Raw genomic sequence first — 24,556 nt, 5'->3', positions numbered from 1 at the left:
ACTACCAGCTGCCGGACGCGCCGCCTCCGCCGCTGCAGCCGCCGCCTCCAGACCAGCTGCTGGAGCTGCTCGACGACGAACTGCTTGATGACGAACTGGACGGGCTGCGCTCACGGCGTGACGAAACCCGGCCACGTGCGCGCTCGCCCGGCAACATGGTGAACAACCATACGAAGTACAGCAGCACGCCACACACACCGGACACGATCATTGCCAGCAGCCGTGGATCGTCACCTTCGGCACGATGGATCGCCAGCAAAGCGCCCGCGGCATAGCCGAGGGTCAACAGCACCAGCACCGTCATCCGCACGACGAAGCTGCTGCGGTTCTTCTTCCAGCGTGTGCGACAGGCCTGCACCAGCAGGAACACCATCAGGGTGACAATGCCCGCGGTGACCTGCAGCAGCAGGTGCCGGGCCAGGCTCGGTGGCAGCTGGCCACGAAGCAACGCCTGCACCAGGAAGACCGCGCTGAGCATCAGCATGCCGCACAGGACGATGCGCACCCCGCGGCTGCGACGCCAGCACCAGCCGAGCAGGGCCGCCACCGGCACGCCCAGCACCATCACGAAGCACAGGCCCGGCAGCAGGTGGCGTGGCAGCAGCAACGCCACGGAGAGCACGCCCGCACCCACAACAGCGGTCACCAGCATCGGGCGGCCCCAGGCCGGCAAGGTCGGCCAGCTCGGCCTCGGTGCCGACGCATTGGCGGCCAGTGCCTTGCGCCGCCGCTCCCGACGGCTGCCGCTGAAATCGTCCTCGGTCTTCGCCGGCGGGAGGGGCGGCGGCGAGCGCCACAGCCCGGCCAGGAAGCCGGCCAGCAGGGTCAACGCCACCACCGAGTCTGCGCGTCGCCAGTTCGCAGGCAGCACATTGTTGGCCGTCGGTTCTTCCCATGCCGGCAGGTCCTCGCCATCGATCAACGCCACCATGATCGTCGTGCCATCGAGCACGCCCTGGTTGAAATCACCCTCACGGAAGCGCGGCACGATCGCGTTATCGATGATGCGAGCGGCGTACGCGTCCGGTAGCGCTCCTTCCAGGCCATAGCCGGTCTGGATGCGTACGCGGCGGTCCTGCACCGCCACCAACAGCAGCACACCGTCGTCGACACCGGCGCGACCCAGCTGCCACTGATCGAACACCCGCTGTGCATAGGCCTCGATGCCTTCGCTGCCCACGCTGGGTACCACCAGCACCTGCAGCTGTGCACCTTTCCGCGCCTGCAGCTGCAGCGCCTGCCTGCGCAATGTGGCGCGGGTGTCGGCGGACAACGCGTTGGCCGCATCCACGACCGGATCGTCCAGCGCAGGAACCGGGGTGACCGCCGTCGCCGCCATCGGCAGCAGGCACAGCAGCAACAGCAGCCACACGGTGGCGGCCGCCTGCTGCAAGGGGCGCGCCGGGTTCACGTACCCTGCCCTGCCTCGATCCGCGCATGCAGCGCCTGCAGCTGTGCCGTCGTCTGGTTGAACACCTGCAGATCGGCATCCACCAGGGCCGCCCAGTCAGGCGCGTGCCCCAGCAGTTGCGCCACCTGCTCGTTCGGCTCGCGGTCGAAGCCCTCGCCAAGCACGGCAAGATAGCGCTCACGGAAGCCTTCGGGGTCGCGCTGGTCCTGCACATACAGCTGCACGGCCAGCAGCCCTGCATACAGGTAGTTCACCAGGTAGTTCGGGTCTTCATACATCAGGCGCTTGCCTATCCAGGTGTTGCGCAGCTGCGGGTAGCGCTCCGGTTGCTGGCCGAAGCGCGCCAGCACCTGCCCGGTCAACTCATCCAGATCATCGGCGGTGCCCAAGGTGCCTGCGGCCACACCCCGATAGATCGACTGCTCCAGCTGCGCCTCCTCGGAAGAGGTAAACAGCTGCAGCACCATGTCATCCAGCAGCGACTTCAGGTAATAGGCCTTGGCACGCGGGTCCTGCGCCTGCTGGTACAACTGGTCGCGGAAGCGCAGCTCGTTGTAGATCGCAAACGCCTCGGTCAGCCACTGGCTGCCATTGCGCTGCAGCGACGACGCATGACCGCGCTGCATCCACTCGCCGTGCACGGCATGACCGGCTTCATGGGCGATCTCGACGTCGCTTTCCAGATCACCACGGCGCACGCCAACGAACAGCATTGCCGGCACACCGGGAGCGCTCACCGGGAACGCGTCCTGGCTGCGGTCACCACGTTCGGTGGCCAGATCCATGCGCTGGTTGGCCGGATCGAGCAACGCGCGCAGTTCGGCGACGTACGCCGGCCCCAGGTGCTGCATGGCATCGGCGGCGTTGTCACGCAGCTGCGCCAACGTCAGCACCGGTGGTGTATAGCCGGCATCGGGCACGGTGGTGTCCCAGATCTGCGGCGCGTCGATGCCGGATCGCGCAGCGTGGTGCAGCAGCATCTCCTGGTAGGCGCGGCGGTCTCCCGCGTGCTGTTCGATCGCCACCAGCGTTGCATCCACTACGGCGGTATCCAGCCCCATGCGCTGGTAGCCGTGTGCCGGCGCCGAGCCATCGCCCTGCAGGCGTGCAGCGGCGTCATTCACCTGCACCAGCCCCAGCAGCACCGAGGCCATCGGCTCACGGCGCGAGTGCAGCCCCTGCCAGTAGCCCTTCCAGCCGGCCTCGCGCAGGGCGCGGTCGGGCTGCTGGGCCAGCAGCTGCTTGTCGCGTCCGGTGTCCCAGTGACGCCCGCCGTGCTCGATCTGCGGGTACTCGGCGCTGCGCAGGATCTGCCCGCGCAGGCGCGCGAAGCTGTCCAGCGCCGGATCGGCCAGTGCCTCCACGGCCTCATCCAGCGCGGCGTTGGCCGGGGTGGCAGCCTCCTTCAGCGCCCGAGTGCGCAGGAAGCCATACGGTGCTGCCCACGCCGCATCTGAGGACGCCTCCCGCAGTGCGGCGCGACCACTGCGAGCGATGCGGCTGCACAGCCCCGCTGCCTGCTCCATCGCCTGTGCCAGGCGAAGATCGCGCGCGTTGCGGGCGGACTGCAGATGCAGGTAGCCGAGATGACGCAGGCACTGCGCCTCCAGTGCCGCGGCCTGCTGGAAGCGTTCCACCGGTGCGAGGGTGGACGCCTGCTGCAGGGCCTCGACGCGCTTGCCCAGCGCGTCACGCGCGGTCTGCTCGGCGGTGGCATTGGCGAAGTAGGCGCGGTCATCGGCATGCACCGACTGTGCCTGGGCGCCGCTGAAGGGGGCTATCGCCAATACGGCGGCGACGGCGGCGGTGGTGGTGCGCTTCCTGAAAGCCTGCATCGGCGTCTCCCTGCCTGGACCAGGGATCGAGCCTAGCAGCCGCTGGCCCGCCGCGCCTGTGCCGGATCAGGCTTCAGATCGACTCGTCCTCACGCTTGACCAGCGTCCAGCACGGCGCCTGCGCGAAGATGTAGGTCTGCTGGTCGCTGCTGTCCGGCGTACGGATCTGCACCTGCCGCTACCCATCGGCCAGGGGGCTGACCTGCATTTCGCGGCCCTGCTCGGCCAACGCGGCAGGATCGGGCATCACCGGCCACTCGACATCGGCCAGCGCCAACCGGCTTTCCACCTTGCGCGGTTCTGGCTCGGCCTCGGCATCAATGTAGCTGTCCACCAGCGGATCGGCGGTGGTCTTTTCCTGCAGCGCGATCTCGTTGCCGAAATGCTTCAGGAACGTATCGAATTCCGGGTAGGGACACTCACTGCGTGCAGCCACAGCTTTGGGCTCGGCGGGGGTGGTCGCCGGCGCCGCTGCGGCAGGTGAGGCTTCGGTCGCGGTCTGCGGTGGCTGCGGCGCTGGCGTGCAGGCAACCAGCACCGCGCCACAGACAAGCATCAGCGGTGCGGCACAACGGTAACGAAGCATGGGCTCATCCTGAATCCGGTCCGGTCGCTCCATGCTACAGCGCACCTTACAATTCCGGCATTCCGCCTGTCCGAGAATGCTCATGCATCGCCTCCTGCTCCTGATCGGCCTGCTGCTGCCCACCCTTTGGCCGGCCGTGGCGATAGCCGTCGATGTCCACGAAGGCGACCTGCTGTTCGTCACCGCCGGGCACAGCGGTCTCAGTGCGGCCATTGACGATGCCACCGGCAAGCAGGGCGCGCCCAGCTTCGATCACGTCGCGCTGGTCGCTTCCGCGCCGAAGGGCTGGGAGGTATTGCATGCAGACGAGAAAGGATCTCGCCGGCAATCGCTGGTCGAATTCCGCCAGGAGGCGCGCGCCAAGCAGCGGCAGATCGTGGTCTATCGCCTGCGCGCACCGCAGCAGGCGACGATCAAAGATGCGGTCGCCACCGCGCGCACGATGCTGGGCAAGCCGTACAACACGTCGTATGTGTTGAACGAGGACAGCTATTACTGCTCGGACTTCATCGAGCGCGCCTTCCGTGCGCACCACGTCTTCGCATTGCAGCCGATGAACTTCCGCAACCCGCAGACCGGGGAGATCGCCCAGCACTGGGTGGATCTGTACCGCGGCATGGACATGGAGGTGCCGCAGGATCAGCCCGGCAGCAATCCGAACGACATGTCGGCGGCGCCGGTGTTGCAGCGCATCGGCGTGCTGGAATAAGCAAAGCCCCGCACGGGGCGGGGCTTCGCCGGTCACGTTGCACGCGCAACGCGGTCATTCTTCTTCGTCGTTGCCGCCCTGCTGCTGGTTCTGGTTGCGCTTCTGCTGTTCCTGCTGCTGTTGCTGCTGCTGGTCGCGGCCACGGCCCTGCTGCTGATCCTGCTGGTTCTGCTGGCCCTGCTGCTTCTGGTTCGGGTTCTGGTTCTGCTGTGCCATGTCCGATCTCCAAAGCCACTCGCGGAATGCGGTGGACGTGGCCATCGTCTGCAGCGAATGGTTAATCACGCGTGGGTGGGCGGCTACATCTGTGTGTACGCCTGTGAATGAACGCGCGGAAGCCCTTGTGGCACAAGCGGCTGAAGGATTCATGCGGGTTCGGCATGTGCTCATGCCATCGTCAGCCTGCCCGCATTCATGGCGTTCGCAGCCGGAAACACGCGCTGAACGAGGTTGGCTTCCCCACTGACGCAGGGAAGCCAACCCCGCATTCAGGGCATCACCGGTGGCACATACGCCAGAGTCATGCCCAGCAGCCACAGCAGGCCCAGCACCAGCGGGATGTGCACCAGCAGCTGGATGAAGGTGAAGCCCACGATGTCGCGTGCCTTCAGGCCCAGCACGCCCAGCAGCGGCAGCATCCAGAACGGGTTGATCAGGTTCGGCAGCGCTTCGGCCGCGTTGTAGACCTGCACCGCCCAGCCCAGGTGCGCCTTCAGTTCGTTGGCGGCCTGCATCACGTACGGCGCCTCGATGATCCACTTGCCACCACCGGACGGTACGAAGAAGCCCAGCACCGCCGAATAGACGCCCATCACCAGCGCGAACGTATCGGTGCTGGCCACGTGCACGAACAGGCTCGACAGCCGGTGCGCCAGCGTCTGCCCATCACCACCGGCAGCGTGGGTGAGAATCATCGCGATACCCCCGTACAGCGGGAACTGGATCAGCACGCCGGTGGTGCTCGGCACCGCCTTGGCCACCGCATTGAGGAAACTGCGCGGCCGCCAGTGCAGCAGCAGGCCCAGCGAAATGAACAGGAAGTTGTAGGTGTTGAGGTTGGCGATGGCGGTGACCACCGGTTTGTTGGCGAACTCGTTGAACAGCCAGCCGAACGCCAGGAGCGAGAGCAGCACGGTCAGCAACGGGCTGTACTCCAGCCATTCGCCCGGGCGCGTGCGTCGCTGCAGCGGTTCCGGTTCGGCCTGCGCGGCGCCGGGGAAGTCTTCAGCCGTACGGGCACTGCCGGCGGCCGGCGCGGTCAGCCAGGCGATAAGCAGCGAGACCAGGATCAGCACCGCCGTCAGCGCAATCGACTGCCACAGGAAGATGGTTTCGGTGAACGGCAGAACGCCGGTGATCTCGACCAGCCCCGGCGGCATGCTGGCCGGGTTCGCCTGCAGCTGCGCGGCCGACGAACTCAGCCCCATCGCCCACACCGCACCCAGGCCGAGATACGCCGAGGCACCGGCCGCGCGATAGTCCATGCGCAGTTCGGTACGGCGGGCCAGCGCGCGTACCAGCAGGCCACCGAATACCAGCGAGAAGCCCCAGCTGAGCAGCGAGGCGAGCATACTGACCAGGCCCACGTACACCACCGCACCGCGGCCGGTGCGCGGCACCCGGGCGAGGAAATCGATGAAGCGTGCGACCACCGGCGCCGTCGCCACGGCGTAGCCACCGATGACCACGAAGGCCATCTGCATGGTGAACGGGATCAGGCTCCAGAAACCGTCACCAAAGGCGCTGGCGGTGGCCTGTGGGGTCGAGCCGAAGCCCATCGCGGCCAACGCGACGATGACCACGCCCAGCACCGCGAACACATACGCGTCGGGGAACCACTTTTCCGCCCAGGCGGCCGAGCGCAGCGCAGCGCGCGCCATCCAGCCGTCCTGTACTGCTGCCGTCGAGGCCATCGCCTACCCTCCCAGGTTCGATGGACCGATTCTGGGCGGTGGGGTGCGGGCTGTCAGCCACCTATTGGTCGTAGGTGGCGGGGTCGGATCCCTCTCCACAGGAAAAGGGATCCGACCCCGGGCAATCAACGCAGCGCCAGATCCACGGCGATACCGGCAAACAGCGCGGCGCCCACCCAGTTGTTGTGCAGGAACGCCTTGAAACACGGGCCGCGCTCGCGATTGCGGCAGATCCAGAACTCGTACACCACCAGCACAGTGGCCACGGCCACGCCGGCCAGATAGTAGCCGCCCAGGCCGCCGCGCACGCCAACCAGCGCCATCGTGGCCAGGAACAGCGCGTACAACACGCCCTGGATGACCAGGTCGAGATCACCGAACAGGATCGCGGTGGAGTGCGAGCCCATCTTCAGGTCGTCCTCGCGGTCGACCATGGCGTACCAGGTGTCGTAGGCGGTGGACCACAGGATGTTGCCGGCATACAGCAGCCAGCCCAACATCGGCACTTCGCCCTGCACGGCGGCGAACGCCATCGGTATGCCCCAGCCGAACGACATGCCCAGGTAGACCTGCGGCAGGTGGGTGTAGCGCTTCAGGTACGGGTAGCTGGCGGCCAGGAACACGCCGATGAAGCTCAGGCCGATGGTCAGCCCGTTCAGGGTCAGCACCAGGCCGAACGCCACCAGCATCAGCACGGCGAACAGCACCAGCGCGGCGCGGCCGCTGATAGCGCCGGTGGCCAGCGGACGCGCCTTGGTGCGTTCCACATGCGGGTCGAGCCAGCGGTCGGCGTAGTCGTTGATGACGCAACCGGCCGAGCGGGTCAGCCACACGCCGGCGGTGAACACGAACAGCGTCCACAGCGGCGGCAGGCCGCCGGCGGCCAGCCACAACGCCCACCAGGTGGGCCACAGCAGCAGCAGCGTGCCGATCGGGCGATCAGCGCGCATCAGACTCCAGTAATGCCGCCAACGCGGCGTCGCCGGCGACTGCGGCGAAGTGAGGGGGGTATCAGCCATGGCGATAGGATACTCCTGCCCCTCCGGCAGGGCTTTGCCCGTGGGGGGAGATTTGTTCGGCGAAACTGGATAGAATGCCGATCCCGCACCGCCTCATGGCGCTGCGATGCCCGCTCCGGCACTGGTCGGTGGCGCGGCGGTTCTACAACGCGCCCGTAGCTCAGCCGGATAGAGTAGTGGCTTCCGAAGCCATTGGTCGGGGGTTCGAATCCCTCCGGGCGCGCCATCTTTCCCAGTGTTGCCTGCATGCCGCCAGCCCGCGCTGGACGTTGCCGCGCGCTTCATCAACACTGCGCGCATGGCGCCAGCGGATCTGCTGCAGCTGGCGGCAGGCGCTGCGATTCTGGGCCTGGCCGCCTTGTCCACCGGCGTGAGCTTCGGTCGCGCTCGGCGTGGCAGTCATCTGCTCACCACCTTCTTCGCCTGTTTCGCCGCCGCCAATCTGTTCGGACTGGTGCTGTTGGGTGGCCAGACCTGGCTTTCGCCCGATGCGGTGCGCTGGCTGCGGGTCATCGAAGTGCCGCTGGTCTATCTGCTCGGTCCGCTGCTGTATGGCCATGCGCGTGCGCTGCTGTTGCCCGCATCGGGCCACACTTCGTTGCTGCCGCTCGCGCATCTGCTGCCGGCTGGCCTCGCATTCGTCATTTCCCTGTTGAACGCACTCGCGCCTTTCGAGGGCTCGCCGCTGGGCAAGGTCCTGTTCCCGCTCAGCTTCCATGGCTGGCTGCTGCAGGGCTCACCCTACCTGCTGGCCACGCTATGGCTCTCGCTGCGCACGTCTTCGGCCCCGCGCGGAACCGCCATCCAGCGCAGCGGACTGCGCGGGCTGGCGATCGTGATGGCGGGCTGCTGGCTTGCCAGCGCGATGAACCGGTGGCCGCCGGACGCCGCTCCGCTGCTGGCCAGCATCGGGCTCAGCCTGCTGACCACCGCCGGCATGTATCTGCTGGCGTGCCGGGTCGTACGTCATCAGCTGCGCGTACGTGCGAGCACTGCGGCACCCGTCATGGTGGACATGACCGCGTCCGCCGAGGATACGACCCACGCACGCTACGAACGCTCGGGCATCGACGCAGCACAATGCGCGGCCATCGCCAGCGCGCTGACCGCATTGATGCGGGACGAACGCCTGCATGAAGCGCCCGGGCTGGACCTTCAGTCCCTCAGCCAGCGCAGCGGGTGGTCACCCAACCAGGTCTCGCAGGCGCTCAACCAAGGCCTCGGCCAGAGCTTTTCCGAGTTCGTGAACAGCTTCCGCGTCGCTGCCGCGAGGGCGTGCCTGTCCGATCCGTCCGACTTCCGCAGCGTGCTGGACATCGGCCTGGCCGCCGGGTTCGGCAGCAAGTCGACCTTCAACAGCGCGTTCAAGCGCGCCACCGGGCAGACACCGAGCGAGTACCGCCGCCGCGCCACCGCCGGCTGAACGTCCAATCCTTCACGCCCGGTCGAATATCCCCGGTCCGGGCGCTGCCATCACCTCCTGACCCAACGAAAGAGGTGACGCGATGCGTTTGCGATGGATGCTAGGTGGCCTGCTGTGGATGCTGGCGATTCCGGTACACGCCGCGGGGGTGGATGCTGCCGATGTGCTGGCCCGGGCCCGTGCAGCCAGTGGCGGCGAGCCGTGGCTGTCGGTACAGCGCCTGCAGGCGGAGGGCGAGCAGTCGGTGGGCGGCCTACACGGGCGCTGGCAGCTCAACCAGGACCTGCGTGCCGGGCGCTATGCCGAACAGGCGCAACTGGGAGCCTTCACTGTCGCCCAGGGGTTCGACGGGCACCTCTCCTGGCGGCGCGACTACGGCGGCGAGGTTGGCCTGCTGGACGGCAGCGTGCCACGCCGCACCGCGCGCACGCAGGCGTGGCTGGCCACCCGCGCCTACTGGTCCAGCGCCTATCCGGCCTCGCGCTTTGCGGGCCCACGCACCGAGGCCCACGACGGGCAGCGCTATGACGTGCTGTCGACGACGCCGGAGGGCGCGGACCCGATCGAACTCTGGTTCGACACCCGCAGTGGCCTGCTAGGCCGGGTGGTCATCGCCTCCGCGCGCACACCCACCGCCACCACGCTGGAAGACTACCGGGCGGTCGATGGCCTGCTGCTGCCCCATCGCCTCATCACCGACACCCTCGATGCCCAGGGCCGTGCTGATCCGCGACTGCGCAGCGACGTGCAGGTGCAGCGCTACCGGGTGGATTTCCCTGTGCCGGATGGGTTGTATGCACCACCAGCGATGGCCGACGACAGCTACATCGAGGATGCCAGCGGCACCACCCGCGTCCCGTTCGACCTGATCAACAACCATGTCTACATCGAGGCCGAAGTGGACGGCCAGCCGGCGCGCTTCCTGGTGGACACCGGCGCCATCAACCTGCTGACACCGATCGCCGCCAAACGCTTGGGGCTGACCACAGCGGGCCGCCTGAGCGTGCATGGTGCCGGTGACAACGCCAGCGACCTGGGCCTGGCACAGGCCCGCCACCTGCGCATCGGTGGCGCGCACCTTGCAAACCCGGTGTTCCACATCATCGACCTCGGCCAGCAGATCAACTCGATGGGCGTGCCGCATGACGGCTTCATCGGCTACGAGACCTTCCTGCGCTTCGTCACCACCTTCGACTATGGCGCGCGCGTGCTCAGCTTCACCCGGCCGGGCCACTACCAGCCACCCGCCAACGCGGTGGTGCTGCCGTTCGAACAGGACGACCGCTCACCGGTACTGAATGGCGAGCTGGACGGTATCCCGCTGCGGCTGTGGCTGGACTCCGGCTCACGCAATTCCCTGAGCCTGAGCAGTCCGTTCGTGCGTACCCATGGTCTGTTGGAGAAATACCACGCCAGCGAGGAGGCAGTGCTTGGATGGGGCCTCGGCGGCCCGGGGCGGGCGCGACCGGCCCGGCTCGGTGTGCTGCGCATGGGCAGCATCGAGGTCACCGGCCTGGTCGGTGACTTGTCCAGCACCGACAAGGGCGCGCTGGCCCTGGCCGACTATGGCGCGATTCTCGGTGGCGGCGTGCTGCGGCGCTTCTCCATGGGCATCGACTACGACGCCAAGCGCCTTTATCTGGTGCCCAACGCTGAAAGCACGCAGGCCGATGCCTTCGACCGCAGTGGGCTGTGGCTGCAGGCCGAGGACGCTGCACTGCGTGTGGCCGATGTGGCGCCGTCCAGCGCTGGTGCGCGCGCGGGGCTGCGCAGGGATGATCGCATCGTCATGATTTCAGGCGAGTCGATTGCCACGCGGAGACTGGCGGACTGGCGTGCGCTGCTGCGTGAGCGCCCGGTTGGGACGCGCGTGGGCATCCGTTATCTGCGCGATGGCCGGCAGGCGGATACCGAGCTGGTGCTGGCGGACCGGGTGGCTGCGGGTTGGCGTGCAGATTGAGTAAGTACTGGCGCTATCCCTGCGGAGCACCCGCCACTCACGTGGCGGATGCTCACGCACCACAAAGGCAGTGCCAACTATTTGTCTCTTAAGAAGTTCCTGGGCCGAGCGCCAAGTCTGATGATTTTTCGCGCGGCACCAAGATAGAAGTCACTGAATACAAATGAGAAGGCGGCAGCTGTATAGAAAACAAGTAGTGCCCCAGGAATGGGAATCGCGCGAACGAAGCTATCGCATTCGAGGTTGCGGGCGACCAGCAACCCAATCATGAACATCTCGGCCAGGAAAGCCATAGCGAATGCGAATCGCACTCGCCTAACCGCAACCGACAGAATTCCCCTTCTCGCCAGTTCGAACTTGGAATACACAAGCAGCACCAGCAATGCCACAAAAAGAGCAAACATAACTGATGGAGAGTATCCAACGACTGGACAGCCCATACTCATCATGGACGCAACCAGCGCGCAGCAGATTGCCAATGCTCCAACTGCAGCTGCGCCCTTCATGCACCTTATGAAGATCAATTCGCCGGACATTGGCATTTATTGTAGTTTGACCTGTAGTTCACCATTGCTCCAAGAGGCCCTAGAATCTTCGATCCGCCCCGCAAGAGATTAGCGTTCCCCGCATGCGCCGCAGCTCGATTTAGTCGACCGTTGGCAACCGAGTAATGAATTCCGCGCTCAGCTGCCCCGCGCGTCCTTCTAGCCGCTTTGCCATCCTGACGCGACGCTGCCGCATCCAGCATGTGGCCTGCCGCCGCATACGGAGTCTTTGCACCGTACTCGCCAAAGTGAACGCCGGGATTCTCGTAGAAGTTTATGTCAACACCCACAGAATCCATTGCAAAAGACACCATTGAAGTCAGGGGCACGAGATCTATGAGCAGATCGGCAACAGCCTCCCTCTCGCAGTCGTTGGCGGGAACATAGCCGGTGACGTTGTTCATTTCACCATTATTCCATGGCCCAATGCCCTCGAGACCTTCTGGATCAATCGCCGACTGAGGATTGCTTCCAGCATATGTGAACGTGCTTATTCCCCCCATCAACCCAATCGGATCACTCTGCGAATAGCGCCCCACAGCCGGGTCGTATTCCCGCTGGTAGTTATAGAACAGCCCACTTGCAGCCGTCGCCTGCTGGCCCGGGAAGCGCAGCGCCAACTCGAACGCCACACCATCCCCATCCGGGTCGGCACTCGGAATCTGGTTGCCGAACACCTCGCTCTTGTTGCTCCACTCCCAGACTGCCACATCACGCACCGGGTCGATCACCACGCGCGGTGTGCCCAGATGATCCGGTTGGACATAAGCGAGTTCCGGCACGCCGGTACCAGGCACATTGATCAGCGCCACCGGGTAGTTGTCCAGCCAGATCGCCTGTTGTTGCGCCTGGCCCGTGGCCGAGTAGTTGCCCAGCCACTGCCCAGCCTCGTCGTACAACGTCATCTGTGCTGCGCCATCGGCCGGGGTACGCAGTGCGCGCTCGCCACGATGGTTGTAGCCGTAGCTCTCCAGTGTGGCGTCACCCTGCTTCACCGCGTTCATGCGGTTGGCATCGTTGTAGGTGAACGCCTTGCTACCGATGCTAGTGGTGTTGCCCACCGCGTCATGGTTGCGCGCTTCGCCATCCACTGCGGTCAGCCGGTGGCTGATTGCGGGATAGGTGTAGCTGGCGGTGCCTGCCGAGGTGGTCAGCGCGGTGCGATTGCCGGTGGCGTCATACGCATAGGTTTCAATCGGCGTGCCGGTCGTGCCGTCCTGGGTCTGGGTCAGGCGACCCAGCGCGTCGTAGGCGTACTTGGCCAGCACCGTCGAGCCTGCACCGTTCTTCAGCTCGGTGATCGAGCCGACCGGGTCATAGCCGTAGCCCAGCGACAGGCCGCCCGCGGCCGAGTCGTGCACCGCCTGAGGGCGATAATCCAGATCCAACGGGCGCTGCAGCTGGCGACCATTGCCGTAGGTCCAGCCGGTCGCCGGGCCGAAGGCCGCGTAGGTCACGTTGTTCACCACGATCTGCCGTGCCTGGCCGGGCCGGGTCAGGCCGATCTGGCTGATGCGGCCCTGGGTGTCGCGTACGTAGTCGGCCACGCTGCCGTCGGGGTAGGTCAACGCGGTCAGGCGGCCCGACTTGCTATAGGCGTAGCGCAGCGTGCTGGCAACGCCGTTGACGGTCTGTACCTTGCGGGTGACCTGGCCGAAACGGTCATAGCAGTACTGGGTACTGCCATTGGCGTGCAGCACCTGCCCCAGCCGTCCCTTAGCGAAGCGCTCGTCGGCGGCACAGGCGGCAGGCGCCACGTCATAGCTGTAGCCCGCGTCCAGATTGGGATCCGGGTAGGCGATGCCGATCAGGCGGTTGAGTGCATCGTAGTGATAGGTGGCGGTGACGCCACGCGCATCGGTAGCGGTCTTGCGATTGCCGGCCGCGTCCACGGTGTAGCTGCTGGCACCGCTGTCCGGGCTGACTTGCCCGGTCAGATCACCGAAACCGTTATAGGCATAAGTAGTGTGCAGACCCTTCGGGTCGGTGACCTGGGTGACCTGATCCAGCGCGTTGTACTGGCTGCGGATCTCCGCGGCCACGCCGCCGACGTCCTGCAGGGTCTGCGCCAAGCGGTTCAGCGGGTCGTACTGCTGGCTGGTCACGCGCTGCAGTGCGTCGGTGATCGTCTGCGGGTTGCCGTTGGCATCGTAGGCAAAGCCGGTGGCGTGGTTGCCTGCGTCCTTCAATGCGGTCAGCTGACCAAGCGTGTTGAAGGTGCGTGCCAAGGTGCGACGAAGGGTGCCAGCAGCATCCAGCGTGTCCTCCCTGAGGCGGTTGCCGGCGTTGTCCAGCGCATAGTGAATGGTGTTGCCCGCACTGTCCGCGATGTCCGTCAGCCGCTGGGCGGCGTCGTAGAGATAGGTAACGCTGCTGCCGTCAGGCTCGGTGATCTGTTGCACCTGGCCGGTCGGCCAGTAGCTGATCTGGGTTACCCGGTGCTCGGCTGTGGTGGCACCGCGCACGGTGACCGAGGTCGGCCAGCCGCGCGCATGGTAGGTGTAACCAGTGACCACGCCGTTGGCGTCCTTGACCGACAACGGCCGCCCGAACGCGTCGTAGGCCAAGGTCTCGACCGTCTGGCCCAGCGCATTGGTCACGCTGCGCAGGTCGCCCTTGCGATAACTGCAGGCGCCATTGGCCATGCATCCCGCGTCGTCCGCGGTGTAGTAGGCATAGGTGGAGACATCCGCCACATCACTGCGCGGGCCATCCACGCTGCGCAGCAGTCCCACCAGCGGACACTCCGGCCCTTCGCCCTCACAGTAGGCCTGAGTGGTGACGCGGGTGTCACCGGTCACCATGTCGCGCACGGTAATGGTGGTTGGCTGGAGGCGCGCATTGCGTGTGATGCGGATCTCACGGTTACCGACGGTCTGCTGCACCAGCCGATTGCTGTCCATGGCCACGCGCGTTTCGCTGACGCGCTGGTCCGGAGTACCGGCCGCTTCGGTGGTGGTGGTCACGCTGACAGCACCTGCGGCAGCGTCGCTGGCCTCCGCATAGGCGTAGTTGGTGACGACGCCACGGCGGTCGGTCGCCGACTGCAGCCGGCGCCGGAAATCGGTGCCCTCGGGCAGATAGGTGCGGCTTATGCTGCCGTTGCTCTCGGTGATGCCATTGACCTTGCGCGGAAGACCACTGGAGCCGATGGCGGTCAAGGCGTAGGTGCTCTGCTTGCCCAGTGCGTCGGTGACGATGGTGGTTCCTGCCGGGGTGTACTCCAGGCGCACGCCATCAATGCCTACGTCGGCCTGACTGCAGTCGCCGGAGTGACGGCTGCAGGTGACCCGTCCCTTGGCGTCGTAGCCGTACCAGCTGTAGCGCCGGGTGTCTTCGGCGGTCACGCCGGTCAGGTAACCCGGGAAGCGGGTGTCCTCATAGTGATAGGCGCGGCTGGCGCCGTCTGCATAAGTCGCTCTGATCAGTTCGCCGACCGGTGAATAGGCGTAGCTCACCACAGGCTGGCCGGCGACCACCAGCGCAGAAATCAGTGAATCGTCGCCCGACACCAGGTACTGGACATCCACGCGCCGACCGGTCGAATGGGTGATACTGAGCAGGCGGCCGCGGCCGTCGTGTGCATAGGTCAGCGACGTTCCGTCTTCGAAATCGCGGCGCTGCATCAGGCCGGTGGCATCGAACTGAATGCGCTCCCCGGCACGTGAAAGCTGCCAGCTGGCGCCCTGCTGGACAGCACGATCGCCGCTTCCGTCCATGGCTTCGTAGCCTGCTCCCACCTTCTGGAATGCCGTCTGCCCGCCATCGGCGCCGATCAGCCCAACTTTCAGTTCAGGGCTGGGAGGGAAGGTGGCGTCGTCTACGCCTGCGGTAAGCCGCAGATTGTGGGAATGGGTCCAGCCCGTACCCAACGCGCCGCCCGCCGTGCTTGTCAGGGAGTGATAGTGGCGTTGGAAGCTCACCCATCCAATGTTGAAGTCAGGCTCAGGCTGGGATTTGTCGCCAGTGGTCGGGTCGCACGGGTTGCCCACAGGGCACTGCTGCGGCGGCAGCGGCGTGCTGGTATAGGACAGCATGGGCGCCATGTGCGGTTCGTCCTGCTGGGCCAGGGAGCACATCTGCAGGCCCTCATTCCACGTCAGGGACGGACGATTCGGACAGAGCGCCGTTCTGGCCCGGCGCACATGCTCCCACCCCACTATCGACGAGCATTCTTGAGTGCTCTGGTGATAGAAGTTCAAGGTGTAATGGAAATCCTTCTCCTCGTTGGTGACGCTACCGTCGTCGCCCCTGCCAAGTCCAAGGAGCTCCACCCAAGGATCCTCCGTGAGTGAAGTCGCCGGGCACTGCGGGTCGCTGACGCGGGTAGCGAGGATCACGCTACGAATCTGATCTTCGGTTGAGTACTCCTGCCCTGAGTGGGTGTAGACCCAGTCAGTAGTAACGATCTTCTCGGGTCTCACCCGGTAATCGTAGATGACCTTCTTTCCAAGGACGCGTTGGCGTTTGACATGCCAATCGAAGGGTTTGTCCTTTTCGTACTGGGAAAAGAGCGACTTGATGTCCTTCTGCACCGCCGCTTCGGTGGCTCGCGGCTGGCCCATCGACAGGTAGCTCTCCCACTTCTTCTGCACCTCCTGCGCCTGCGCAACCCAGGGAGCCAAGCTCCCCAGCGCGATTATCGCCAGTGCGGCACACGAAATGGTCTTCAGTCGCTCCAACATCCCTGTTCTCCTTCCTGGACGAACACAGCACCGGCGGGAACGAGAACGTGGGGCCAATGCCTCACCACGTCATGTTTCGGATCGTCCCTGTTCCGGAATGCGGGCTGACCGCACGGGGAACGTTATCTCCGATGTGGTTTACACATTCAAGTCAGAAACTGTGGAATAGGTCGGATTTCAGAGTTTTCTGATAAAGCGGGCGGCCGACCGAACAGGCGGCCGAGCGTGGGCTCGGCGCTACAGGGGCACTACGCCATATACAGCAACGCCGGGCATGGCCCGGCGTTTCCGTCACAGCATGGAAGGGATGAACCTCAGTACTTACCGTCAAACGCGAAGATCGGCTTGCGCGTCTTCCACGCACCGGCGGTGAAATCCGGGAACTCCAGCGTCTGGAAACTGTTGGCGATCGACTGCTCGCTGAGCGGCGTGATTGCGCTCCAGGTCACCGCATCGTAGATGTCGATTGGCATCGGTGCCTTGGCCTTCAGCGCCTCGACAAACGCGTGGATGACGAACCAGTCCATGCCGCCGTGGCCGGCGCTGGCGGCGGTGTCGGCATTCTGCTTCCACAGCGGGTGCTCGTATTCGTCCTGGTACTTCTTGAACTCTTCCCACTGGTGCGGCGGGCTGCGGCCTTCGATGTGGATCGAATGGTTCACGTCCATCCACAGGCCCTTGGTGCCCTGCACGCGGAAGCCCATCGAGTACGGGCGCGGTAACGACGTGTCGTGCTGCAGCAGGATGGTCTCGCCGTTCTCGCAGGCCAGCGTGGTGGTCACGATGTCACCCAGCTTGAACTTCACCTTGGTGCTGGGGTGGGTGGTGCCGCCACTCTTGGCCACGGTGTATTCGTGCAAGCCACGCGCCTTGGTCGCGAAGGCGTTGATGTGGGTGAAGCGGTTGCCGCGGTTGATGCCGGTATACATCGCGCACGGGCCGATGCCGTGGCTGGGGTACAGCTCGCCATTGCGCTCAACCGAATGCTCGGTGCGCCAGCGGGCTTCGCTCCAGCCCTTGGGGCCGAATTCCACGCCGCTGTCGTAGGGCTGGTTCGGGTCGCCGGAATTGAACTTCACGCCGCGCAGGTCGTGCTGGTAGCCGGCCTGCAGGTGCACCAGTTCGCCGAACAGGCCCTGGCGCACCATCTGCAGCGCGGCCATCACGTCGCGGCGGTAGCAGACGTTCTCCAGCAGCATGTATGGGGTGCCGGTGCTCAGTTGGGTCTTCAACACGTCCCAGTGGTCTTGCAGGGTGATGCCGGCCACCACTTCGCAGCCCACGGCCACGCCAGCCTGCATTGCGGCAATCGCCATCGGCGCGTGGTACTCCCACGGCGTGGCGATGATCACGCCATCGATGCCCTTCTGTTCCAGCAGGTGCTTCCAGGCATTGGTGTCGCGGTCCTGGCCATAGGTCTTCGGTGCCGGCTTTCCGGCCTTTCTGACCATCTCCACGGCGCGGCCGAGCATGATCGGCTCGATATCGCAGACGGCGACAACCTCGACGTCATCGCGGCGCACCAGTTCCTTCAGCAGCACCAGGCCACGCATGCCGGTACCGATCATGGCCAGGCGCACCTTGCGCCCGCGTGCCCATGCCGGGGTCTGCGGCAACAGGCTGCTGGCGGCGACAGCGGCACTGGCCGCGATGAATTCCCTACGCTTCATGGCAAACATCTCTCCTCTTGGCAGCGTGCCGGCCACAGCCGGCACGCCAGGTCACGCAAACGGAATTACTTGAACCGGTAGCCGATGGTCACACTGTAACCACGACCGAAGATGGTCGCGTAGTCACTGGAGTCACCCAGGAAGCTGTTCGGATCGTAGAACGGCAGGCGGTTGAACAGGTTCTTGACCGTGAAGCTCAGGTTCCATGCATCATCCGGGCGCCAGGTGACGCTCATGTTGGCGGTCCACCACGACGGTGCACCATCACACTTGCTCTTCTGCAGGGCCAGGTAGCCGCCGGTGCAGGTTTCCTTGTTGTTGCTAACCTCATCAACCTGGTCGGTGGCCCACTTGGTGCCGCCCACGTAGTTCACGAACATGCTGGTGGTCACCTGCTTGTAGGTCCAGTCCGCATTGAGCGTGGCACGCAGGCGCGGGTTGTTGTAGTAGCCCACCACGTCGCCGTAGTACCAGCCGTTCTCGGCGTCCATGTAGAAGCGGTTGCGGTTGGCGATGGTGGCGGCCAGGCCGATGTTCAGGTTGCCCCAGTCACCCAGCGAGAAGCGGCTGCGCGCATCGATGTCGAAGCCGTCGATCAGGGTCTTGCCGCGGTTCTTGTACTGGCCCACCACGCTGGCCACGTTGCCGGCGGAGTAGCCCGGCAGGTTCGCCGGGCAGCTCACGCCGCTGGCCGGGTCGGCACACATCGCCGCCAGCTGCGCCAGGTTGGCACGGTCGCTGTCGGTGATCGGCGAGCGCGACATCGAGATGATGTCTTCCATGCGGCGGTAGTCCGGCGCAACGATTTCATTGTCGCGGTAGATGAACCAGTAGTCGGCCGACACCGACAGCCAGGTCGCCGGCTCGTAGACGAAGCCGAGGGTGGCGATCTTCGCCTTCTCGGGCTTCAGGTCCTTGTTCGGCTGGGTCATGCGGGCCACGGTGCGGCTGCAGTCGACGTTCAGCAGGGTCTTGCCCAGGTCGACATCACCCGGCCGCTGCGAGCGCAGCAGCAGATTGGCAATGGCATTGGTCTCGTTGCAGCGCAGCTCGTCACGGAAGCCGCCGAGCTGTGCGAACACACCGCCATTGCCGGATTCGGCCAGGCTCGGTGCACGGAAACCGGTCGAGTAGGTGCCGCGCAGCATCAGTTGGTCGAACGCCTGGTACTTGAAGCCGACCTTCGGCGCGACGTTGGCGCTGAAGTTCGGGTACTTGTCCACGCGCACCGCCGCATCCAGTTCCAGCTTGTCGGTGATCGGTGCCACGGTCTCGGCGAACAGCGCGTAGGTGTTGCGCTTGCCATCGAACCACGAGCCGCCCTGCTGGGTGATCAGGCCGTTGGCCGCGTCGGCGTTGCCCGGGGTGTAGAAGGTTTCGCGGCTGGCGTTGAAGCCGAACGCGGCGCGCATTTCACCGGCCGGCAGCTGGAACAGTGGGCCCTCGATCTTGCCGTCCAGGGTGTGCAGGCGGGTCCAGGACTGGATGTCGAAGGTCGGGAACGCTTCACGGATCAACGCAGCGTTGGCTTCGCTGATCTCGCCGAACTTGTACGCCGGGTGGTCGGAGATGATCACGCGGCCGGTACCCGGATCGATCGTGTACGGACCGAAGGCCTTCTCGAAGCCCTTGGTGTTGACGTTGATCGTCTGGTAGGTGGTGGAGTGGGTACCGGCGCTGGCGAACGCGGTCTCCCAGTTCCAGTCACCCCGGTTGCCACGCGCACCGGCCAGCACGCGGTAGCTCTTGTCGGTGTTTCGCTGGCCGAAGTAGTTCGGGCCGGCATCCTGCAGCAGGTAGTTCAGGCCGACCACGCCACCCATCATCGCCTTCATTTCCGGGCTGGCGTGGTTGTACTCGTTGTTCGGGCCCAGGAACGGGTACAGGAACTGGTTGACGTTGTTGCCGGTGTTGCGCGAGAACCAGCTGGTCGGGTTGCCGGTGGTGGTGCCGTAGGTGCGCGGCGTACCGCCGTTGGCGCGCAGGTCGATGTCGGTGTAGGTCGCCTCGGCGAAGATCTCGGTGCTGTCACCGACCAGGAACGTGCCGTTGAGGTAGGCGGTGTTGCGCTCGGACTTGGCGCCAGCATCGATCTCGTTGTTCATCCAGGTTTCCCAGACGCAACGCGGACCGGCCGCTTCACTGGTCAGCACGTTCTTGCAGCCCGGTGCGGCTTCCTGCACGCGGCGGCCGGTGACCGGATCGAAGGCGAAGTAGCTGCCCGGGTTGAACTCGCCCGGCTTGCTGCCCACGCCCAGGCGCAGGTTGTTGAGGTAGTTCGGGTTGTTGACGTAGTACTGGTCGGGCCGCTTGTCGTAGAAATCGCTGAGCGGGATCGCGTCCCGGCGGTACATGTTCACCGCGCCGTAGATGTTGAAGCGGTTTTCGGTCAGATCGCCGAAGCCGGCGGTGATGCTGGCCTGGCGCTCGCCGTAGGAGTCGATGCGCGAGGAGGTGTCGTTGGTGAAGCTGACCTCGGCACCCTGGAAGTTGCGCTTGGTGATCACGTTGATCACGCCGGCCACCGCGTCGGTGCCGTACACCGCCGAGGCACCGTCGGTCAGCACTTCCATGCGCTCGATGGCCGCAGCCGGGATCGCATCGATGTTGACGAACTGGGTCTGGAAGCCGGCCGGTGCACCGTAGTACGACAGGCGGCGACCGTTCAGCAGCACCAGCGTGCCCTGTGCGCCCAGACCACGCAGGTTGGCCTGCGAGGCACCGTCGGAGCCGGTGAACAGCGAACGCGCATCCTGCTGCGCCGGGCGTGCAGCCGGCAGGTTGTCGAGCACCTGCAGCAGCGTGCGCGCACCCATGTTCTGGATGTCCTGCTTGCTGATCACCTGCACCGGCGAGGCGGTTTCAACGTCGGTGCGGCGGATGTTGGAGCCGGTGACCTCGATGCGGGCCAGGTCGGTGGCGTTGTCCTTGCTGTCCTGCGCGAAGGCGGGCGCAGCGACCGACAGCAGCGCGCCGGCGATGGCCAGCGACAGCGGAGCGATCGAGCGACAGGGGGGGCGGTGGTGGCGTGCGGGCAACATCGGGGTTCTCTCCTGGCAGGGGTGCGGCGCAAAAAGTGAGCGCGTGGGCGTTCGGCGGGCAAAACGCTCCCGGGCCACGGCCATGAGGGCCGTAGTCGGAATGGGCGGGGGGAGGAGCGGTGTTACGAGGGGGTCATGGGGCGACGATGCTGGCGGAGTCGCCCTCCTGGCCGATCAGCACGGCGTTGGCCCAGTTGGCACAGACCTGGGCGGGTTGGCTGCCCTGCGCACCCAGCGTGCGCAGGCTCAGGGTGGAAAGGCCACGGATGTCCAGCTCCGGCTTGACCACGCCGGGCGCCTTCACCAGGCCACTGTCGTACAGCAGGCGGTTGTCACCCCAGACCTGGAACTGCAGGCCACCGGCAGTGCGGCAGGCGTCGTCGATGCCGAGGTCGGCACGCAGCAGGTGCCAGCCGCCCTGCAGGCGCAGGTCGATGCGGCTGTTGGCGCCCACGCCCAGGCCACGGCGGAACTGCAGGCCGTTCATGCGCATGCCGGCGTCGCCACGGAACGACTGGTCGGTGCGCACCTGGCTGGCCAGCGCGGCCGGCACCGGCAGCTCGGAGAGATAGCGCTGCCGGGCCGGTCGCTCCGGTTCCTGGTGTTCAAGAATGTGGAAGGTGGACAAGGCAATCGGGCCGACATCGCGCGGCTGCAATGCATCGAAGGCGCGGGCGCTGCTCTGTGCGGCGGTAACCATCGGGTCGGTGCTGCTGGCGCCGTCGCCTTCAGGGTTCTGCACGCTCAGCACGCGGAAGCGCAGCAGGCGACCGGCATGGGCCGGGAAGTCGATGCGCTGCAGGCCTTCCTTCAGCTGCAGGCGGCCGCGGGCGATCGGCTCGCCCCACTCGCCGTTGCTGTCACCCAGGTACACCTCGTAGTCGCGTACCTGGCCGTGCTTCCAGTTCTTGTCGTTGCGCGGCGCGATGTCGATGCCGTCGATCATCCTGCGCTCACCGAAGCCGATCACCCACTCATGCGCACCGGTGCGCACGGCCTGGTTGCGCACGCTGCGGAACCAGGTGCCCGGATCCTCATCGAAGGCATTTTCCAGCGCATGGCCGGGTTCTTCGGCCGGGCGATTGACCACCAGCAGGCTGTCGGCGGGCAGTTCGCGGCCCAGCACCGGCGCGGCCGGGTAGGCATCGTCGGCCGCGGCTGCGGCGACTGCGAAGTCCAGCTGCAGCTGCAGCGGTTGGCGGATGTCCTGTGTGGCGGTGCGCACATGCAGCGTGCCGCGGCGCTCCTGGGCATCGAAGTACCAGCCCTCGCTGGCGCTGTTGAAGGCGGCAGCATCGGCCAGCGCCGGCAGCGCGCGGCCACCGGCCTGCACCGCACGCGGCGCCTGGCGACTGAGTACGCGCAGGCCATAACGACGCTGCGCCAGCTGGCCCTTGTATTGGCCCTGCACTGCATCGATCTGCACCTGCACCGGGCCACTGCCCTGCACCGGCGCCTGCACGCGGACCTGCTGCGTGCTCGATTCGTCCTGCTGGTAGCGGCGGGTGTTGCCGTCGTCTTCGTACAGCGTGTACTGCGAATCACCCTGCGGGTACAGGTCGAACGTCACTTCATCCAGCGGCTTCTCGCCATCGAACAGCATCGACGGGTACATCGGCAGGATCGCACCGGCGCGCACGAACAGCGGCAGCGTGGCCAGGTCCACCTGGCGGTCGAGCTGGCGGCCGTCGGCGCCGGCCTGCACGCGGCGGCCATCCCAATAGTCGATCCAGCCGCCGGCCGGCAGGTGGATGTCGCGGCGCCAGCCACGGCTGGCCGCCTGGCTGCGGTACACCGGTGCCACCAGCAGGTCGCGGCCGAGCAGGAACTGGTACTTGTAGGTTTCGTCCTGCGCATGCGGGTCGCGCGGGTTGTCCCACATCAGGCCACGCACCGGCGGTGCACCGGTCTGCGCGGCCTCGTGCACCAGCCCGTACATGTACGGGGTCAGGCGCATCTTCAACTTCAGGTAATCGCGGTTGATGCTTCGGTAGGGTTCGTCGTACCACCACGGATGCTTGCGCGCGTTCGACGACCAGCCGCTCATGCCCATCAGCACCGGGGTGAACGCCTTCCACTGCAGGTCGCGGGTGAAGGTCTCGGCGCTGCCGCCGAAGATCGCGTCGACGTCGCCGCTGGCGTAGGCCATGCCGGACAGGCCCGAACCGACCAGGGTCGGTACGTGCCAGCGGATGTAGTCCCAGCTGCTGCTCTGGTCGCCGGTCCATGCCACCGCATAGCGCTGGATGCCGGCCCAGCCCATCACCGTCCACAGGAACGGGCGCGAATCGGAGTTGTCGAGGATGCCGTTGAAGGCCTGGCGGTTGGCGTCCATCGCGAACTGGTAGCCCTTGCCGGTCCAGGCCACATCCAGCTTCTGCACGCGGCTGCCGGCCTTGCCCACTTCCCAGGCGATCTTGTCGACGCCGTTCTCGGTCCACAGGCCGGTGCGGAAACCGTACGTGGCCAAGCCCTTCACCGTTTCCGGCAACTGCTTGTAACCGCAGCCGTAACCATCATTGGGCAGGATCCAGCCACCGGGCATGTCGTGGGCGCGGTACTGCTTGGCCACGCTGTCGATCACATCCGGGGTGGTGCCGGTCGGGCCGTCGCTCCAGCCTTCGGGTACGGTGCCGGGCTTCTTGCTGTTGTCGCCGTCGTTGTAGCAATCGGCATCGCCGTAGGACAGCGCCCAGCGCGCGACCATGTTGGGGCGGCCGGTCAGCTGGGTGTAGCGCTCGATCAGTTTCGGCAGGTCGGCGCCGACGAAGTAGTACGCATCGAAGCGGTCTTCGCGATGCAGCAGCGTGGCCTGGTCGGCCTCGCGCAGGTCGTAGCTGCCATCACTCCACGTGTTTCGCAGCATGCCCCAGCCGCGGCTGCTCAGCAGCATCGGGGCCGGGCTGGGGCGGTCGCCCTCTTCCCAACCGCCGGAATAGGACACTTCCAGCTCGCGGCCCTTGAACTGGTAACGGCCGTTCTGCTGGCCGCCGCCGTAATAGCCTTCGTCGGCCTGCGAGGACAACACCTGCACGCTCTGCGTGGCATCCAGGTCCAGCGGCTGCAGCTCCTGCCAGAGGGCGGTGGGCTGGCCGTTGTCCAGGCGTTCAAGGCGCATGCGCAGCGGCTGCCGTTGTACATGCAGCACCAGTGCATCGGTGCGCACGCGGATTTCCTGCGCGTCTTCTTCCAGCTGCGCCTGCACGTTCGCCTTGGGCTGCGGCAGTACGATCGTTGCGGCCTTGTCGCCTGCAACGGTGAGCGTGCCGTTGCGGCCGGCCTGCACGCGGATGATGTCGGTGGCCGGCAGTTCGATGCGGATGCGCGCGCCCTTGTCTGTCTGCAGATCCCAGCCCTGCACGCCGTCGCGGCTGGCGCTGGCGCTGACCGAACGCAGGTTGCCGACCGGCTCGGCCCGGGCCGGCATGGACGCCAGCATCAATGCCGGCAACAGGGCCAGCATCAGCGGCGAGCGACGAACGCAGATTTCCACGCGGACTCCCAACCCGTTCACAGGGCGTTTCGAAAGCGATTGGGCCGACTCTAGGGCAGCGATTCGAAAGATGTCAACAAATTGAAAGGAAAAAGGAAGATATATTCCATTGAAACGAAAGTTGTTGCACCGCAATACTTTGTGTAAGCGCTTGCAGACGCCTGTTAAGCATTGTGCGATACGGCATTCGGCTCGTTCTTTCGTTTTTCGGGGCACTCCACGGCGGGAAAAGTCATCACCTCATTTTCTTTCTTTTTACTTTCGCT

13 protein-coding genes, 1 tRNA gene and 1 pseudogene are annotated in these 24,556 nt (G+C 65.7%); 4 read left to right on the top strand and 11 right to left on the bottom strand.

The window, feature by feature from the left end:
* Nucleotide 1: 1 nt before the first annotated feature.
* The 3 genes and pseudogenes from V3B46_RS07895 to V3B46_RS07885 all read right to left on the bottom strand — a co-directional run bounded on the left by V3B46_RS07895 (nt 2) and on the right by V3B46_RS07885 (nt 3,832).
* Nucleotides 2-1,339, bottom strand: a complete 1,338-nt coding sequence (locus V3B46_RS07895) for a TPM domain-containing protein (RefSeq protein WP_329891710.1) — start codon at nt 1,337-1,339, stop codon at nt 2-4.
* Between the two features lie 68 nt (nt 1,340-1,407).
* Complete coding sequence (locus V3B46_RS07890) at nt 1,408-3,246, bottom strand: M3 family metallopeptidase (protein WP_329891600.1); 1,839 nt, start codon at nt 3,244-3,246, stop codon at nt 1,408-1,410.
* 73 nt (nt 3,247-3,319) lie between these two features.
* Nucleotides 3,320-3,832: pseudogene (locus V3B46_RS07885) on the bottom strand (hypothetical protein).
* A gap of 82 nt (nt 3,833-3,914) precedes the next feature.
* Here V3B46_RS07885 and V3B46_RS07880 point away from each other — a divergent pair.
* The gene (locus V3B46_RS07880; protein WP_329891599.1) at nt 3,915-4,541 is read left to right on the top strand and encodes a YiiX/YebB-like N1pC/P60 family cysteine hydrolase; all 627 of its coding nucleotides are present in this window, start codon (nt 3,915-3,917) and stop codon (nt 4,539-4,541) included.
* A gap of 54 nt (nt 4,542-4,595) precedes the next feature.
* Here V3B46_RS07880 and V3B46_RS07875 read toward each other — a convergent pair whose 3' ends face one another.
* The 3 genes from V3B46_RS07875 to ubiA form a co-directional block, all read right to left on the bottom strand.
* Complete coding sequence (locus V3B46_RS07875; protein ID WP_167796845.1) at nt 4,596-4,757, bottom strand: hypothetical protein; 162 nt, start codon at nt 4,755-4,757, stop codon at nt 4,596-4,598.
* 272 nt (nt 4,758-5,029) lie between these two features.
* Nucleotides 5,030-6,454, bottom strand: a complete 1,425-nt coding sequence (locus V3B46_RS07870) for a short-chain fatty acid transporter (RefSeq protein WP_005411492.1) — start codon at nt 6,452-6,454, stop codon at nt 5,030-5,032.
* A gap of 125 nt (nt 6,455-6,579) precedes the next feature.
* Entirely contained in the window at nt 6,580-7,473 is an 894-nt protein-coding gene (ubiA, locus tag V3B46_RS07865) for a 4-hydroxybenzoate octaprenyltransferase (RefSeq protein ID WP_053451059.1), read from the bottom strand.
* A gap of 149 nt (nt 7,474-7,622) precedes the next feature.
* Here ubiA and V3B46_RS07860 point away from each other — a divergent pair.
* The 3 genes from V3B46_RS07860 to V3B46_RS07850 all read left to right on the top strand — a co-directional run bounded on the left by V3B46_RS07860 (nt 7,623) and on the right by V3B46_RS07850 (nt 10,856).
* Nucleotides 7,623-7,699, top strand: a tRNA-Arg gene (locus V3B46_RS07860).
* 9 nt (nt 7,700-7,708) lie between these two features.
* Nucleotides 7,709-8,896 (top strand): helix-turn-helix domain-containing protein, encoded by a 1,188-nt coding sequence (locus V3B46_RS07855; RefSeq protein ID WP_329891598.1) that lies wholly within the window; start codon nt 7,709-7,711, stop codon nt 8,894-8,896.
* Nucleotides 8,897-8,978: 82 nt separating this feature from the next.
* Nucleotides 8,979-10,856, top strand: coding sequence for an aspartyl protease family protein (locus V3B46_RS07850; protein WP_154264715.1), 1,878 nt, complete (start codon nt 8,979-8,981; stop codon nt 10,854-10,856).
* 77 nt (nt 10,857-10,933) lie between these two features.
* On the opposite strand, the gene V3B46_RS07845 is transcribed toward V3B46_RS07850, so the two are convergent.
* The 5 genes from V3B46_RS07845 to V3B46_RS07825 all read right to left on the bottom strand — a co-directional run bounded on the left by V3B46_RS07845 (nt 10,934) and on the right by V3B46_RS07825 (nt 24,290).
* A complete protein-coding gene (locus V3B46_RS07845) occupies nt 10,934-11,392 on the bottom strand; it encodes a hypothetical protein (protein ID WP_154264716.1) in 459 nt (152 codons plus the stop codon).
* Nucleotides 11,377-16,086 carry an RHS repeat-associated core domain-containing protein gene (locus tag V3B46_RS07840; RefSeq protein ID WP_329891597.1) on the bottom strand — a complete coding sequence of 1,570 codons (4,710 nt, stop codon included), beginning with the start codon at nt 16,084-16,086 and terminating at the stop codon, nt 11,377-11,379. Before V3B46_RS07840 ends, V3B46_RS07845 begins: the two co-directional genes overlap by 16 nt.
* Before the next feature lie 314 nt (nt 16,087-16,400).
* Complete coding sequence (locus V3B46_RS07835; protein ID WP_329891596.1) at nt 16,401-17,756, bottom strand: Gfo/Idh/MocA family protein; 1,356 nt, start codon at nt 17,754-17,756, stop codon at nt 16,401-16,403.
* A gap of 65 nt (nt 17,757-17,821) precedes the next feature.
* Nucleotides 17,822-20,797 (bottom strand): TonB-dependent receptor, encoded by a 2,976-nt coding sequence (locus tag V3B46_RS07830; protein ID WP_329891595.1) that lies wholly within the window; start codon nt 20,795-20,797, stop codon nt 17,822-17,824.
* Nucleotides 20,798-20,930: 133 nt separating this feature from the next.
* Complete coding sequence (locus V3B46_RS07825; RefSeq protein WP_329891594.1) at nt 20,931-24,290, bottom strand: TIM-barrel domain-containing protein; 3,360 nt, start codon at nt 24,288-24,290, stop codon at nt 20,931-20,933.
* Nucleotides 24,291-24,556 lie beyond the last annotated feature (266 nt).

Source organism: Stenotrophomonas sp. SMYL11, from assembly GCF_036320005.1.
GTDB classification, from domain to species: Bacteria; Pseudomonadota; Gammaproteobacteria; order Xanthomonadales; family Xanthomonadaceae; genus Stenotrophomonas; species Stenotrophomonas maltophilia_A.
The sequence above is the reverse complement of the archived record's forward strand: the minus strand, read 5'-3'. Positions and strand labels throughout refer to the sequence as shown.